Here is a 13,987-nt window from a genome sequence, read left to right on the forward strand (position 1 = left end):
AAAGTACGTGCCTGCATTATTAAAATCTCTGCTAACTATTGAGAAACAATTAATTCACATGTGTACTGCTGAAAATTAGATATGCCCGCCTGACCGCTGCGCTTCCAGCTCGCGGAGCAGCGCCTCGGCCTGCCGCGGACTGCGCAGCCGGACGAAGCGAATATGACGATATTGCGGATCCTGCATATCGGCCAGATAGCGTCGGCGATTCTGCCGCCAGGTTTTCAGCGTCCAGAGGATGATGGATTCCCGGCTGCAGAACGAACGGCGGAAACTCTCGCGGTTGCCGGTGCCCGGCCACAGCTCCTGACGGCGCCACGCCCGGCTCGCGGCCCGCCACACCGCCTGGCGCAGCGTGCGCCAGAGGCCATAATCCAGCCAGATCACCAGATCCACCTCGCGCCATTTGACCCCGCGGCTGCGATTGTAGTTGCCATCCAATACCCAGCCCGGGGTGGCCGTCGCGGCGGCAATGGCGGCGAAAAACGCCTCATCCGGCGCGCCCTGCCAGTTCGGCCGCCAGTACAGGCGATCCAGTTCGATGCACGGCAGCCCCAGCCTGTGCGCCAGGCGACGAGCCAGGGTGGATTTGCCTGAGCCGCTGGTGCCGACCACATTGATGTTCATCTCTGTTTCTCCCTGGTAGCCATTTCCGTTGTTTGCCGCCTTTGCCCGGATGGGAAAAGGCAGTATGTACAGCCGCTTACGACAGCAAGCGAAAGGCAAAAAATTTCCGGCTGATCGCTCCACCTGTCATGCCGCGCCAGTGGAGATAGCGCCGCCGCCGACAAAGCAGTCGTTATCCAGCGTCAGGCTGGCGATCTTATGTACCGGGCCTCGCATACAGACCTGAAAATCCGCGCCGAAGGTGATGCGCAGCTGGCCGCCTGGCATGTTGACCTCCACCCGATCGTCCACCTTCCCTAACCGGCGCATGGCGCTGGCCGCCGCGCAGCTGCTGCTCCCGGAGGCCATCGTAAACCCGGCGCCCCGCTCCCAGATACCAATCTTCAGCGTATGGCGATCGACAACTTCCACGAACTGCACATTGCAGCGTTTGGGGAACAAGGGATGATGTTCAATTTGCGGTCCTAAGCGATGAACCTGTTCCAGATCGAGCTTATCCACGAGGACAACGCAGTGGGGATTGCCCATAGAGACCAGCACGACGGACAGGGTTTCATCCGCCAGCGGCAAGGGATAATTCACCGCCTCGGGCAAATTCACCAGGGCGGGTAACGCCGCCGGATTGAAATTCGCCCGCCCCATGTCGACGCTAATCTGATGAAAATCACGCTCCACGGTGCAATAGACGTCTCCGCCCGCCGTGTGCACTAAAAAGGGCTCATGCCCGACACGACCGATATCAAACAGATAGCGCGCATAGATCCGTAGCCCATTCCCGCTTTTCTCCGCCTCGGAGCCGTCCGGATTGATAATACGCAGCGTGGGGTGGGTTCGATCGCCGCTGTCGATCAGGAGACCATCAGAACCGACGCCATAGTGGCGATGGCACAGAATTCGAATATGCTCGTTGCTCAGCTGGTCGGCAACGGCGCGATGGCATACCAGGTAATCATTACCCAGTCCGTGATATTTATGAAAGTGCAAGGGGTTCATTGTGTGGGGTCGCCTGGCGCTACGGGTATGTTTTTCCATCTTACAATACCTGCCCCGGCAGAATGAATTAAACAATAAGGGTTAACCGCTCTGTTCATTCTGCTCCCCTGCAGGCATCACGCTTCCTCCGCCTGCGCGGCGCCGTGACCAACGCTGAAGCCATTTATGCTGGAATAACCGGATATTAACATCAAAATCACTGATGATAATGGCTAAAAAATGGTCGTGGATGACCGGTTAAACGCCCGGCTGCGACCCGGCGAGCAGGTGGCCATCGCCCGTGGCCAACGGATGCAAAAGCAGCGAACTGCGCCTCCGCCGTCCCCTGACAACCTCGCGCTTACCCCAGTCGACGCCAGCATACCAGCGCTTTCATTCTGTTGCGGGAAACTCTGCGACGCTGATCTCATTGATAAATCTGTCAAATGCTATCGGTAAATGTTTTAGGTGCGTAACTATTAGGTTACGTGTAGGATTCAGCGCCATGTCTGAGCTTATCTCCTACGTCAGAATGATGAGAAAGCCAGCATAATGTGCCAGCCGTCCTCCACGCCGGCTGCAAACATGGGCATTGACAGGAAACTGATACATCAATGAATACGAAACACGACACTGCAGCGGAGCACCATGCTGCAAAACGCCACTGGCTCAACTCACATGAAGCGGGTTATCACAAAGCGATGGGCAACCGTCAGGTACAGATGATCGCCATCGGCGGCGCCATCGGTACCGGTTTGTTCCTCGGCGCCGGGGCACGTTTACAAATGGCAGGGCCAGCGCTCGCACTGGTCTATCTGGTCTGCGGCATCTTCTCTTTCTTTATTCTTCGCGCCCTCGGCGAACTGGTTCTCCACCGCCCCTCGAGCGGCAGCTTCGTCTCCTATGCCAGGGAATTCCTCGGCGAAAAGGCCGCCTACGTGGCCGGCTGGATGTACTTCGTTAACTGGGCAATGACCGGGATCGTCGATATCACCGCCGTGGCGCTGTATATGCACTACTGGGGCGCGTTTGGCGATGTGCCGCAGTGGGTCTTCGCCCTCGGCGCGCTGGCCATCGTCGGCACCATGAACATGATCGGCGTGAAGTGGTTCGCCGAGATGGAGTTCTGGTTCGCGCTGGTCAAAGTGCTGGCGATCGTCGCGTTTCTCGTGGTCGGCACCATTTTCCTCGGCTCCGGTAAGCCGCTGGACGGTAATGCCACCGGCTTCCACCTGATCACCGATAACGGCGGCTTCTTCCCGCACGGCCTTCTGCCGGCGCTGGTGCTGGTGCAGGGCGTGGTCTTCGCCTTCGCCTCCATTGAGCTGGTGGGCACCGCGGCCGGTGAGTGTAAGGATCCGGAGACGATGGTGCCGAAGGCCATCAACAGCGTGATCTGGCGTATCGGCCTGTTCTACGTCGGATCGGTGGTGCTGCTGGTGCTGCTGCTGCCGTGGAACGCCTACCAGGCGGGACAGAGCCCGTTCGTCACCTTCTTCTCCAAACTGGGCGTACCGTATATCGGCAGCGTGATGAACATCGTAGTGTTAACCGCCGCCCTCTCCAGCCTCAACTCCGGCCTCTACAGCACCGGACGTATCCTGCGTTCCATGTCGATGGGGGGCTCCGCGCCGAAGTTTATGTCGAAAATGAGCCGTCACCACGTCCCTTACGCCGGGATCCTGGCGACGCTGGCGGTGTATGTGGTGGGGGTGTTCCTCAACTATCTGGTGCCGTCGCAGGTGTTTGAGATCGTGCTGAACGTCGCGTCGCTGGGGATCATTGCTTCCTGGGGCTTTATCGTGGTGTGTCAGATGCGTCTGCGCAAAGCGATCAAGGAAGGAAAAGCGGCGAAGGTGAGCTTCAGAATGCCGGGGGCGCCATTCACCTCCTGGCTGACGCTGCTGTTCCTGTTCAGTGTGCTGGTGCTGATGGCCTTCGATTATCCGAACGGCACCTATACCATTGGCTCAATTCCATTACTGGCGGTGCTGCTGGTGGCGGGCTGGTTTGGCGTGCGTAAGCGCGTGCATGCGATTCACAGCACAGCGCCGACGCTCAAGCAGTAAATGGCAGGACTCCCGGTTTGTCCATCGCGGGCAAACCGGGAGGTCAGGACTTAGTTATCCTCAACCAGCTGCGACACGTCGCTGCTGTTAATTTCCCGCTTATTACCAGACTCATCGATATAGCTGGTCATCCCCGTTTCTTTATCCAGCTGCGGCTTGCCGTGGGTGACGATCGTCTGACCGCTTTTGGTGGTCATAACGTAGTTGGACGAACAGCCGGCCAGCAGCGCCAGCATCGCGCCGGCGCAAATCACCATGAATGGTTTTTTCATTTTATCTCCACTGATTACCACTGCCCGCGCGAGGCGGGAAAGCGTTAAGTGTATAACCTTCAGGTTTATCAGGCCAATACGCGTTTGTAACAGAGGGTGAGATGCCGGGCGCAACCACCGGTAGCGATGGTCGTCGCGCCCGGGACCTTACAGGGCGATGCGGATCACGTCGTCCGGCGCCGTGGCCTCTTTCTCACGGCTGGATGCTTGTTTCACGCTGACGTACAGCGTTTTGCCGTCATCAGAGAGCGCCAGGCTGTTGGGATGGATCGGCGTTTTAAAGGTCTTCACCACCTTATAGCTCTTGCCGTCGATAACGCTCACTTCCCCCGCCTTACGGTGCGTCACATAGGCTTCATTGCGGGTGGGGTTAAACAGCACCGCCAGCGATTCCGGCGCGGTGATTTTCTCCAGCACTTTGCCGTCGCGGGTATCGACCACCAGCACTTCCGGCTGCTTGCTGTCGGTAATAAAGGCGCGGTGACCGGCGGTATCGAGGCTCAGGTTAAGGTAGAAATGCGCCTTGCCGTCATCCAGCAATTTTTTGCGCGACACAATGGTGTTGCTCTCGCTGTCGATGGTCAGCAGTTCGCCGTCGGCATTGGTGGTATAAAGGCGTTTCGCCTGCGGATCTATCGCCAGGCCGGTGGCCATCGCCCCGGTGCCGGTAATCGTCGTTTTCAGCTTCAGGGTAGCGCCATCCACCACCCAAATCACGCTCTCTTTGCCCAGACCGGTAATGTAGATAGTGTTGGTCTGCTCATTGACCGCCAGCTCGCGCGGCTGCAGCGGGCGCACGGTTTCACTGCGCTGACGCTCGTCCAGCACCAGTCGCCCCTTCACAGCGCCGGTTTTGGCGTCAATGGCGGTGACGGTGCTGTCGACGGTATTACCAAACCACAGCGTACCGGTGGCATGGTTGATAGCGGCGCCAAACGGCTTCAGATCGTTGTGAATAATCTGCGTCACGTCGAGGGTGGTGGGGTCAAGACGATAAACAATCCCCCCTTTGTCCAGCGAACGACTTTGCGAAGTGGCGACCCACAGCGCGTTCTCCTGCTGGCTGTAGGCCATTTCGTAGGCCCCTTTCCCGACGGCCTTGCGCAGCATCTCTTCCGCGGCGTGGGCGCTAAAGCTGCCTGCCAGCAGCAGAGAAGTGAATAACAGTGAATGGCGCAGACGCGGCGCGGCAAACTGACGTAATGACATGACGACTCCCTTTGATAAACCTGTATGTGCTGACCCGACATCGCTTCCGGCGGCAAAGTCATGGCTCTGCCTTATTTTGAATGCGAATAGTAATCATTAATCATCTCAAAGTGGAGCGCTAATTGTTGTTGCCCGGTAAATTCGTCAGCCTGAAGCACTATCCGTTAACTAACGGCAGTTAATAATTTTCAAATATTTTACAAACGGGGTAACATATATACATATGTTCCATTTGGTTCGTCTCCCGAGTACTATCGATGAAAATCCTATCCGTGCGACACGCGGCCCTGCCGGCCCTGCTGCTGCCGCTCATCGCCGCCGCCCAGGCCGCCGATGAACAAACCATGGTGGTGACCGCTGCGCCAACCACTGTTTCTGAACTGGATACCCCCGCCGCCGTCAGCGTGGTCAATGGGGATGAGATGCGCCAGGCCGCGCCGCGCGTCAACCTCTCTGAATCGCTGGGCGCCGTGCCGGGCCTGCAGGTGCAGAACCGGCAAAACTATGCCCAGGATCTGCAGCTGTCGATTCGCGGCTTTGGCTCCCGCTCTACCTACGGCGTGCGCGGGCTGCGCATCTATGTGGACGGCATCCCGGCGACCATGCCCGACGGCCAGGGGCAGACCTCCAATATCGATATCGGTAGCGTCGACACCCTCGAGGTGCTGCGCGGCCCCTTCTCTGCCCTCTACGGTAACTCGTCCGGCGGGGTGATCAATGTCACCAGCCAGACCGGCACCCAGCCGCCCACCGTGGAAGCCAGCAGTTACTATGGCAGCTTCGGCACCTGGCACTACGGGATGAAAGCCACCGGCGCCGTTGGCGACGGCAGCCACGCAGGCGATGTGGATTACACGGTGTCGACTAACCGCTTCACCACCCATGGTTATCGCGATCACAGCGGCGCGCGCAAAAATCTGGCCAACGCCCGGCTGGGGGTGCGCATCAACGACGTCAGTAAGCTGACGCTGCTGCTGAACAGCGTTGATATCAAAGCCAATGACGCCGGCGGCTTAACCGCCGATGAATGGCGCGATAACCCGCGCCAGTCGCCGCGCGGCGACCAGTATAATACCCGCAAGGATACCCGGCAGACCCAGGCTGGCCTGCGCTACGAGCGCCAGCTGAGCGACCAGGACGATCTCAGCGTCATGATGTACGCCGGGGAACGCGAAACCACCCAGTACCAGTCGATCCCGCGCGCGCCGCAGCTGAAGCCGAGCCATGCCGGCGGGGTGATCGACCTCACCCGCCACTACCAGGGGATCGATACCCGGCTGACCCATCGCGGCGAGCTGCTGGTGCCGGTCACCCTGACCGCCGGTCTTGACTACGAGAACATGAGCGAGCGCCGCAAGGGCTATGAAAACTTTGTGATGGTCAACGGCGCGCCGCAGTATGGCGAACAGGGCGCGCTACGCCGTAACGAACGTAACCTGATGTGGAACGTCGACCCTTACCTGCAAACCCAGTGGCAGCTCACCGACAAACTTTCGCTCGATGCCGGGGTGCGCTACAGCTCGGTATGGTTCGACTCGAATGATTACTACATCACCCCAGGCAATGGCGACGACAGCGGCGATGCCAGCTATCACAAATGGCTGCCCGCAGGCTCGCTGAAGTATGCCCTGACCGACGCCTGGAACGTTTACCTCTCCGCTGGCCGCGGCTTCGAGACGCCGACCATTAACGAGCTGTCATACCGCGCCGATAACCAGAGCGGTCTCAATTTCGGCCTGAAGCCCTCCACCAACGACACGGTGGAGATCGGCAGCAAGACGCGGATTGGCAATGGGTTGCTCACCGCCGCCCTGTTCCAGACCGATACCGATAATGAGATCGTGGTCGACAGCAGCAGCGGCGGGCGCACCAGCTATAAAAACGCCGGCAAGACCCGTCGTCAGGGGATGGAACTGGGACTGGATCAGCAGTTTGGCGAGAGCTGGCGCCTGAAGGCGGCCTGGACCTGGCTTGACGCGACCTATCGCACCAACGTCTGCGGCGACGCCAGCTGCAACGGCAACCGTATTCCGGGGATCGCGCGCAATATGGGTTACGCCTCCTTCGGCTATCAGCCGGAGCAGGGCTGGTACGCCGGGAGCGATATTCGCTACATGAGCGACATCATGGCGAACGACGAAAACACCGCCAAAGCCCCTTCCTGGACGGTGGTCGGCCTGACGACCGGCTATAAGTGGAGCTATGGCAGGATGGATATGGATCTGTTCGGCCGGGTCGACAACCTGTTCGACCGCGAATACGTCGGGTCCGTCATCGTTAACGAGTCCAACGGACGCTACTACGAGCCCGCGCCGGGACGCAACTACGGTATCGGGCTGAACCTCGCCTGGCGCTTCGAGTAACGCCCGGCTTCGCCCGCGGACCGGCGGGCGAAGCCGTTACCCTCAGGCGCTGGCGCCCGGGGCGCTGATTAAAGCAGGTTTCTCAGGGACAATTCGAAAATGATCTTTTCCGCCTGGCAGGAGAAGGCGATGGACAGATCGAGTTTCACCTCGTCGCCGGCGGCGGCGAGCGTGTAGTCAACCTGCGGTGGTTCACTGGCCGGCGCCGCTGCGGCGGCACGCTCGCGAACGGCGGCTACGGTTGACTCCGCTTCCTCGCGGCTCGGGAATAATTTCTCAGCCCGGTAGACGCAGTCCTCGTTATCAATAATTGTCCCGACATCAATGGCGCAGCCTTTGGTGCTGCATTTATCTACTACATCTTTCATCGTCATAACCTCTTGAGTTTTCTTAAGGATAAGAATCCGCTCGCCGAAAAGCAAACCATTAATATCCGTAAGGATTAGCGATTTTTATTCTATCGCGCCGCGCCGGACGCTAGCTTGCGCCACCGCAAGGCGAGGCATGATGATGCAGGACCGCCGCGACTCACCGCGCGATTACCCCTGCAACCGTGCCAGCCATCACACTATTCTGCACACTTTCTCGTCTGCCTCGCGCCTCAGCGTTAGTCTGGTCACAGAACAACGCCAACAAGGAGCTGCTATGGCACTGCCGATAATGATTGATTGCGATCCGGGACATGATGACGCGATCGCCCTGGTCCTCGCCCTCGCCTCGCCGGAGCTGGAAGTGAAAGCCGTCACCGCCTCCGCAGGCAACCAGACCCCGGAGAAGACCCTGCGCAACGTGCTGCGTATGCTGACCCTGCTGAACCGCGCGGATATTCCGGTCGCCGGCGGCGCGTGGAAGCCGTTAATGCGCGATCTGATCATTGCCGATAATGTGCACGGGGAAAGCGGACTGGATGGCCCGAACCTGCCGGAGCCGGCCTTTGCGCCGCAAAACTGCACCGCCGTCGAGCTGATGGCCAGGGTGCTGCGCGAAAGTCAGGAGCCGGTGACGCTGGTGGCCACCGGGCCGCAGACGAACGTGGCGTTGCTGCTCGCCAGCCATCCTGAGCTGCACGCGAAGATCGCCCGCATCGTGATCATGGGGGGCGCTATGGGGCTGGGCAACTGGCAGCCGGCGGCGGAGTTTAATATCTACGTCGATCCGCAGGCGGCGGAGATGGTCTTTCAGTCGGGGATCCCGGTGGTGATGGCGGGCCTGGATGTCACCCACCGGGCGCAGATCCTTCCTGCGGATATTGAGCGATTCCGCCAGATTGGCAATCCGGTATCAACCATCGTCGCCGAACTGCTCGACTTCTTTATGGCCTACCACAAGGACGAAAAGTGGGGCTTCGACGGCGCGCCGCTCCACGACCCCTGCACCATCGCCTGGCTCCTCAAGCCGGAGCTCTTTACCACTATCGAGCGCTGGGTCGGCGTGGAAACGGAAGGCAAATATACCCAGGGGATGACGGTGGTCGATTACTACCATCTGACCGGCAATCCGCCCAATACCACCCTGATGCTGGATGTGGACCGCGAAGCCTTTGTCGATCTGCTCGCCCAGCGGTTAGCCTTTTACGCCTGATATTCATGCAGCGCCTCTCTTCCCGGCCGGGAGAGAGGCGCGTTCAGGCTATACCCGGCGTATTAGTCGTCCGCCGACACGCGGATCACCACCTTACCAAAGTTTTCACCTTTCAACAGGCCGATCAGCGCCTGCGGCGCCTGCTCCAGACCGTCGATCAGCTGTTCGCGATATTTAATTTTACCCTCCTGCACCCAGCGCCCCATCTGCTGCTGGAATTCCGCGATCCGATGCCCATAATCCTGGCCGATAATAAAGCCCTGCATCCGAATGCGTTTCTTGAGGATGGTCGCCATCAGCAGCGGCAGACGGTCCGGCCCGTCCGGCAGACCGGTGGCGTTATAGCCGCTCACCAGCCCGCAGACCGGAACCCGCGCCGCGGTGTTGAGCAGCGGCAGCACCGCGTCAAAAACCTTGCCGCCGACGTTTTCGTAGTAGACGTCAATGCCCTGCGGGCAGGCCTGGGCCAGCTGTTCGGCAAAGTCCGCCGCGCGATGGTCAAGGCAGACATCAAAGCCTAAGGTGTCAACCGCATAGCGACATTTCTCCGCGCCGCCGGCGACGCCGACGGTACGGCAGCCCTTAATTTTGCCGATCTGTCCGACCGTAGCGCCCACCGGCCCGGTGGCCGCAGCGACCACCAGCGTGTCACCCGGCTTCGGCTGGCCAATGTCCAGTAATCCCATGTAGGCGGTGAAGCCCGGCATCCCCAGCACCCCCAGCGACCAGGACGGGTGCTGCGGGTTGTCCCCCAGCTTCACCAGGCCGCTGCCGTCGGAAAGCTCAAAATCCTGCCAGCCGCTGTAGCCCAGCACCCAGTCGCCGGGTTGAAAATCATCATGCTGCGAGGTCACGACGCGACTCACGGTCCCGCCCACCATCACCGCGCCGATGGCCACCGGCGGTGAATAGGACGGCGCGTCGCTCATCCGCCCGCGCATATAGGGATCCAGCGATAAATAAACGGTACGCAGCAGAACCTGACCCGGCCCCGGGGTGGGCACCTCGCGCTCTTCCAGGCGGAAATGCTCTGCCGTCGGTTCACCATGGGGACGGGAAGCCAGTACCCAGCGGCGATGGCGTTGCGGTTGTTCTGACATAGCAAACTCCTCTTGTTAGCAGACAGTACTGAGGCTAGCTGCTTTATGCGCAATGCGCTTTATCATTACGAGCCGGATGGCGATTGATTAAGGCGCACCACCAGATAGACGCAGGTCTCTGCGGATTCATTGATAAAGCGGCAGTCGTTCGGTGGGCCGAGCTCCAGACAGTCCCCGGTCTGCATCTCGTGGCGGGTATTCCCTTCCAGGAAAACCAGCTCGCCCCGCTGCAGCCAGATCAGCTGGCGGGCCAGCGCATAGGACGAAGCCGGCATCGGCACATCGCTGCCGGGCGGCAGCTCGATCTGCACCAGGTCAATGGGCAGATCGCTGCGCGGCGAAACGTGGCGGCGGAGATAGTGGCTTTGCGGGTCGTGCCATACCGGCTGGCTGGCAAAACGCAGCAGCTTGCCTTCCTGCATTTCCGCCCTGGCGATCAGGGTCGACATACTGATGCCGAAGGCGCCGGAAAGGCGGCCCAGCATCGACGCCGTCGGGCTGCTTTCGCCGCGCTCGATTTTATGGATCATCGCCCGCGAGGCGCCGGCCCGTTCGGCCAGGTCGTTCAGCGACCAGCCACGGGATTCGCGCTCGATGCGGATGCGCGCGCTGATACGCTGATTGAGGTTGTCTTCTATAGTGTTCATAACGTAACACTATAGTGTGCGCGCAGGCATTACACAACCGCCCGTCGGGCCGCATAACCCCTGGCCCATCAGGAAAAAATTTGCTGAAAACGGATGACAGCGTGGCGTTCATTATTGTAATAATATCGTACTACTATAGTGTACGGAAAACTGAGGTTTGCTATGTCCATCCGCCCTGCCATTAAAGACGATTGCGCGGCGATCGCCGAGATCTATAACCACGCCGTCGTGCATACCGCCGCTATCTGGAATGACAAAACCGTGGATACCGACAACCGCATCGCATGGTTTGAAGCCCGCCAGCTGGCAGGCTTTCCGGTGCTGGTGAGCGAGGAAAACGGCGTCATCACCGGTTATTCCTCCTTTGGCGACTGGCGCGCGTTTGACGGCTTTCGCCACACCGTGGAGCATTCGGTGTACGTTCACCCCGAGCACCAGGGGAAAGGCCTGGGCCGCAAACTTCTGGTCGCCTTGATCGCCGAAGCGCGTCGGCTGAATAAACATGTGATGGTCGCCGGGATCGAATCGCAGAACCACGCCTCGCTGCACCTGCATGAAACGCTGGGCTTTATCACCACCGGGCAGATGCCGCAGGTGGGAACCAAATTTGGTCGCTGGCTGGATCTGACCTTTATGCAGCTACAGCTTGATGCGCGCCAGGACCCGGACGGCCAGGCATGAATGGGTCGCTTACCCTCGCCTTTCTGGTGGCCGCCGGCGTAGGCCTGGTGGTGCAGAACACCCTGATGGTGCGCATCACCCAGTCGGTGTCGACGATCCTCATCGCCATGCTGCTCAATTCGCTGGTCGGTATCGTTATTTTCGTGACCTTGTTGCTGCTGCGCCAGGGCGTCGCCGGCTTTCATGAGCTGGCCCTGAACGTGAAGTGGTGGACGCTGATCCCCGGCATGCTGGGATCCTTTTTCGTCTTCGCCAGCATCAGCGGCTATCAGACCGTGGGCGCAGCCACCACCATCGCGGTACTGGTGGCCAGCCAGCTGGTCGGCGGGTTGATCATGGATTTAATTCGCGCCCACGGCGTACCGCTGCGGGCGCTGATCGGGCCATTATGCGGCGCGGTCATGCTGGTGGTGGGCGCCTGGCTGGTGGCCAGACGCCAGTTCTGAGCGCCTGTTCAGAGGATCGCGCCGCCTTTGGTCAACTGCTCGCGGCGCGCGTCCTGCTCTTCCTGATGCTGTCGCCCATGGTGAGCGATGGCGGTGCGCAGGCGCTGCTGCTGAGTATAGCGTTCCTCACGACTGAGCTGCGCGTCATCGCTCAGGGCGATCAGCAGCTCATTCATATGCGCGATAACGCCCTCGGCAAGAATGTCATCGACTTTAACGATGACCTCATCCAGATGTGCCATTCTGTTCTCCTTTCACTTAATTCAGCTTCGCTTTGGAAAAATCGCTCCCCATCATGCTCACAGTGTAGCCGCTGACGTTGCTGCGGGTGGCATAGAAGGTCTTGCCGGTCGCCAGGGTGATCCACGGCGCCTGCTGGTAAAAGATCTCTTGCGCCTGTTCGTAGAGTTTGGCGCGCGCCTGCGGATCGCTCACCAGCAGGGCTTTCTTCACCAGCGCGTCATACGACTTATCGCACCAGCGGGCGGCATTCGAGCCGGTCTGGATATTATCACAGCTGAGCAGCGTGCCGGCAAAGTTGTCCGGGTCGCCATTGTCTGACATCCAGCCGTACAGGGCGCTGTCGTGTTCGCCTTTACGCATGCCGGCCAGGTATTCGCCCCACTCATAGCTGACGATCTTCGCTTTCACCCCGACTTTCGCCCAGTCGTTTTGGATCATTTCAGCAATGCGTTTTGAGTTTGGGTTGTAGGGCCGCTGAACCGGCATCGACCACAGGGTCACTTCCGCCCCTTGCTCCAGACCCGCCTGTTTGAGCAGCGCCTTCGCTTTCTGCGGATCGTAGTCGTAGTCCGGGAGGTCTTTTTTATACCCGAGCATGGTGGATGGGATTGGCGACTTCGCCACCGTACCGGAATCGAGGAACACCGCCCTGACGATGGCCTGTTTGTCGGTAGCGTAGTTTAACGCCTGGCGCACCAGCACATTATCAAACGGTTTTTTCTCGGTGTTGAACGCCAGATAGCCGACGTTCAGCGCCTCGACGGCGTGCAGCGTCAGATCGTTATTGCCCTTGATCACCGGGAACTGTACCGGGGAAGGCGCCGGAATAATCTGGCACTCGTTAGTCTGCAGTTTAGCCAATCGGGTCTCGACGTTCGGCGTGATGGAGAAGATCAGGTGCTTCGTCGGCACCTCGCCTTCCCAGTAGTGGGGATTGGCGATATAGCGGATTTGCGAATCCACTTTGTACTGCTGCAGAGCATAGGGTCCGGTGCCGACAGGCCAGTTATCGACATTTTCTGGCGTTCCTTTCTTCAGCATCGCCTCGCCATATTCCGCCGACAGAATAGAGGCGAAGTCCATTCCCCAGTCGGCAAGAAACGCCGCGTTCGGCTGATTGAGCACAAACTGGACGTGATAGTCATCGACCTTTTTCACCGACTTAATCAGCTTATCGAGGCCCACATCGTGGAAGTATTCATAGTTCCCCTGCGACACCTTGTGATAAGGATGCTGAGGATCCATCTGGCGCAGTACCGAAAACAGGACGTCGTCGGCGTTAAAATCGCGGGTCGGTTTGAAGAATTTATTGCTGTTGAACTTCACCCCCTGACGCAGCGTGAAGGTCCAGGTTTTGCCATCTTCAGAGACATGCCACTCGGTGGCCAGCGACGGGATCGGCGTGTTCTTCACCGGGTCAAAGGTGACCAGACGGTTATACAGCACCTGCGAGCTGGCGACGAACGACGGGCCGGAGCTGGCGATCTGCGGGTTGAAGGACTCCGGGGAGGCCTCTGAGCAATAGACCAGCGTGTCATTGCCCGCGGCCCATGCGGCGCTGGCCGGCAGCAGAGCGCTCAGCAGCAGCGCCAGCGTGGTTTTCCCTGTAGACATGGTTATAAGTCCTGATTATTGATTATAAGAACCGTAATAACAGCACAGCCCCTGGCCCCCGGCAAATAATCAATGGCTATCACCTTATGCCAATCGCGCTGAATTTGCTGGTTTAATCGGCGTCGCGCTGCTTTTTGCGCCAGGTACGGTTGGGATGTTGTGA

Annotated in this window: 14 protein-coding genes; 5 read left to right on the forward strand and 9 right to left on the reverse strand. The window is 59.4% G+C overall.

The annotated features are described in order from the left end of the window. Positions 1 to 75 precede the first annotated feature (75 nt). Positions 76 to 627, reverse strand: coding sequence for a (d)CMP kinase (locus ACOI7Z_RS04830; RefSeq protein ID WP_044523492.1), 552 nt, complete (start codon positions 625 to 627; stop codon positions 76 to 78). Positions 628 to 753: 126 nt separating this feature from the next. Further along, on the reverse strand, positions 754 to 1,620 hold the full coding sequence (gene dapF / locus ACOI7Z_RS04835) for a diaminopimelate epimerase (RefSeq protein ID WP_087849248.1): 867 nt from the start codon (positions 1,618 to 1,620) through the stop codon (positions 754 to 756). Between the two features lie 593 nt (positions 1,621 to 2,213). On the opposite strand from dapF, the gene ansP reads away from it, so the two are divergent. Further along, complete coding sequence (gene ansP, locus ACOI7Z_RS04840; protein WP_087849249.1) at positions 2,214 to 3,668, forward strand: L-asparagine permease; 1,455 nt, start codon at positions 2,214 to 2,216, stop codon at positions 3,666 to 3,668. Between the two features lie 50 nt (positions 3,669 to 3,718). On the opposite strand, the gene ACOI7Z_RS04845 is transcribed toward ansP, so the two are convergent. After that, complete coding sequence (locus ACOI7Z_RS04845) at positions 3,719 to 3,940, reverse strand: YgdI/YgdR family lipoprotein (RefSeq protein ID WP_002906779.1); 222 nt, start codon at positions 3,938 to 3,940, stop codon at positions 3,719 to 3,721. A 147-nt stretch (positions 3,941 to 4,087) separates the two neighbouring features. Then, positions 4,088 to 5,149 carry a YncE family protein gene (locus ACOI7Z_RS04850; RefSeq protein WP_087849250.1) on the reverse strand — a complete coding sequence of 354 codons (1,062 nt, stop codon included), beginning with the start codon at positions 5,147 to 5,149 and terminating at the stop codon, positions 4,088 to 4,090. 257 nt (positions 5,150 to 5,406) lie between these two features. Between ACOI7Z_RS04850 and pqqU the strand changes: the two genes are divergently transcribed. Continuing rightward, positions 5,407 to 7,512, forward strand: a complete 2,106-nt coding sequence (gene pqqU / locus ACOI7Z_RS04855; protein ID WP_023289883.1) for a TonB-dependent receptor PqqU — start codon at positions 5,407 to 5,409, stop codon at positions 7,510 to 7,512. Positions 7,513 to 7,580: 68 nt separating this feature from the next. On the opposite strand, the gene ACOI7Z_RS04860 is transcribed toward pqqU, so the two are convergent. Beyond that, complete coding sequence (locus ACOI7Z_RS04860) at positions 7,581 to 7,880, reverse strand: DUF406 domain-containing protein (RefSeq protein WP_020481014.1); 300 nt, start codon at positions 7,878 to 7,880, stop codon at positions 7,581 to 7,583. Positions 7,881 to 8,157: 277 nt separating this feature from the next. Here ACOI7Z_RS04860 and rihA point away from each other — a divergent pair, with 277 nt between their 5' ends. Then, complete coding sequence (gene rihA / locus ACOI7Z_RS04865) at positions 8,158 to 9,093, forward strand: pyrimidine-specific ribonucleoside hydrolase RihA (protein ID WP_023289884.1); 936 nt, start codon at positions 8,158 to 8,160, stop codon at positions 9,091 to 9,093. A gap of 62 nt (positions 9,094 to 9,155) precedes the next feature. On the opposite strand, the gene ACOI7Z_RS04870 is transcribed toward rihA, so the two are convergent. Continuing rightward, complete coding sequence (locus ACOI7Z_RS04870) at positions 9,156 to 10,193, reverse strand: NADP-dependent oxidoreductase (RefSeq protein ID WP_087849251.1); 1,038 nt, start codon at positions 10,191 to 10,193, stop codon at positions 9,156 to 9,158. Between the two features lie 65 nt (positions 10,194 to 10,258). After that, on the reverse strand, positions 10,259 to 10,840 hold the full coding sequence (locus tag ACOI7Z_RS04875; protein ID WP_023289886.1) for a helix-turn-helix domain-containing protein: 582 nt from the start codon (positions 10,838 to 10,840) through the stop codon (positions 10,259 to 10,261). 162 nt (positions 10,841 to 11,002) lie between these two features. Here ACOI7Z_RS04875 and ACOI7Z_RS04880 point away from each other — a divergent pair, with 162 nt between their 5' ends. Continuing rightward, a complete protein-coding gene (locus ACOI7Z_RS04880) occupies positions 11,003 to 11,521 on the forward strand; it encodes a GNAT family N-acetyltransferase (protein ID WP_023289887.1) in 519 nt (172 codons plus the stop codon). After that, positions 11,518 to 11,967 (forward strand): DMT family transporter, encoded by a 450-nt coding sequence (locus tag ACOI7Z_RS04885; protein WP_023289888.1) that lies wholly within the window; start codon positions 11,518 to 11,520, stop codon positions 11,965 to 11,967. The genes ACOI7Z_RS04880 and ACOI7Z_RS04885 overlap by 4 nt, the downstream gene beginning before the upstream one ends. An 8-nt stretch (positions 11,968 to 11,975) precedes the next feature. Here the strand turns inward: ACOI7Z_RS04885 and ACOI7Z_RS04890 are convergent, their stop codons facing one another. Further along, positions 11,976 to 12,209, reverse strand: a complete 234-nt coding sequence (locus ACOI7Z_RS04890) for a YdcY family protein (RefSeq protein WP_023289889.1) — start codon at positions 12,207 to 12,209, stop codon at positions 11,976 to 11,978. Between the two features lie 16 nt (positions 12,210 to 12,225). Next, the gene (locus tag ACOI7Z_RS04895) at positions 12,226 to 13,824 is read right to left on the reverse strand and encodes an ABC transporter substrate-binding protein (RefSeq protein WP_023289890.1); all 1,599 of its coding nucleotides are present in this window, start codon (positions 13,822 to 13,824) and stop codon (positions 12,226 to 12,228) included. Between the last annotated feature and the right edge of the window lie 163 nt (positions 13,825 to 13,987).

It is taken from the genome of Klebsiella sp. C283 (genome assembly GCF_048822555.1).
Taxonomy (GTDB): Bacteria; Pseudomonadota; Gammaproteobacteria; order Enterobacterales; family Enterobacteriaceae; genus Klebsiella; species Klebsiella quasipneumoniae.

Excerpts from the sequence above, each read along its gene's own strand:
- ACOI7Z_RS04830 (WP_044523492.1), bottom strand. The coding sequence starts at position 627 with ATGAACATCAATGTGGTCGGCACCAGCGGCTCAGGCAAATCCACCCTG.
- ACOI7Z_RS04845 (WP_002906779.1), bottom strand. The coding sequence starts at position 3,940 with ATGAAAAAACCATTCATGGTGATTTGCGCCGGCGCGATGCTGGCGCTG.
- ACOI7Z_RS04880 (WP_023289887.1), top strand. The coding sequence starts at position 11,003 with ATGTCCATCCGCCCTGCCATTAAAGACGATTGCGCGGCGATCGCCGAG.
- ACOI7Z_RS04875 (WP_023289886.1), bottom strand. The coding sequence starts at position 10,840 with ATGAACACTATAGAAGACAACCTCAATCAGCGTATCAGCGCGCGCATC.
- ACOI7Z_RS04890 (WP_023289889.1), bottom strand. The coding sequence starts at position 12,209 with ATGGCACATCTGGATGAGGTCATCGTTAAAGTCGATGACATTCTTGCC.
- ACOI7Z_RS04885 (WP_023289888.1), top strand. The coding sequence starts at position 11,518 with ATGAATGGGTCGCTTACCCTCGCCTTTCTGGTGGCCGCCGGCGTAGGC.
- ACOI7Z_RS04860 (WP_020481014.1), bottom strand. The coding sequence starts at position 7,880 with ATGAAAGATGTAGTAGATAAATGCAGCACCAAAGGCTGCGCCATTGAT.
- ACOI7Z_RS04850 (WP_087849250.1), bottom strand. The coding sequence starts at position 5,149 with ATGTCATTACGTCAGTTTGCCGCGCCGCGTCTGCGCCATTCACTGTTA.
- pqqU (WP_023289883.1), top strand. The coding sequence starts at position 5,407 with ATGAAAATCCTATCCGTGCGACACGCGGCCCTGCCGGCCCTGCTGCTG.
- rihA (WP_023289884.1), top strand. The coding sequence starts at position 8,158 with ATGGCACTGCCGATAATGATTGATTGCGATCCGGGACATGATGACGCG.
- ACOI7Z_RS04870 (WP_087849251.1), bottom strand. The coding sequence starts at position 10,193 with ATGTCAGAACAACCGCAACGCCATCGCCGCTGGGTACTGGCTTCCCGT.
- dapF (WP_087849248.1), bottom strand. The coding sequence starts at position 1,620 with ATGAACCCCTTGCACTTTCATAAATATCACGGACTGGGTAATGATTAC.
- ACOI7Z_RS04895 (WP_023289890.1), bottom strand. The coding sequence starts at position 13,824 with ATGTCTACAGGGAAAACCACGCTGGCGCTGCTGCTGAGCGCTCTGCTG.
- ansP (WP_087849249.1), top strand. The coding sequence starts at position 2,214 with ATGAATACGAAACACGACACTGCAGCGGAGCACCATGCTGCAAAACGC.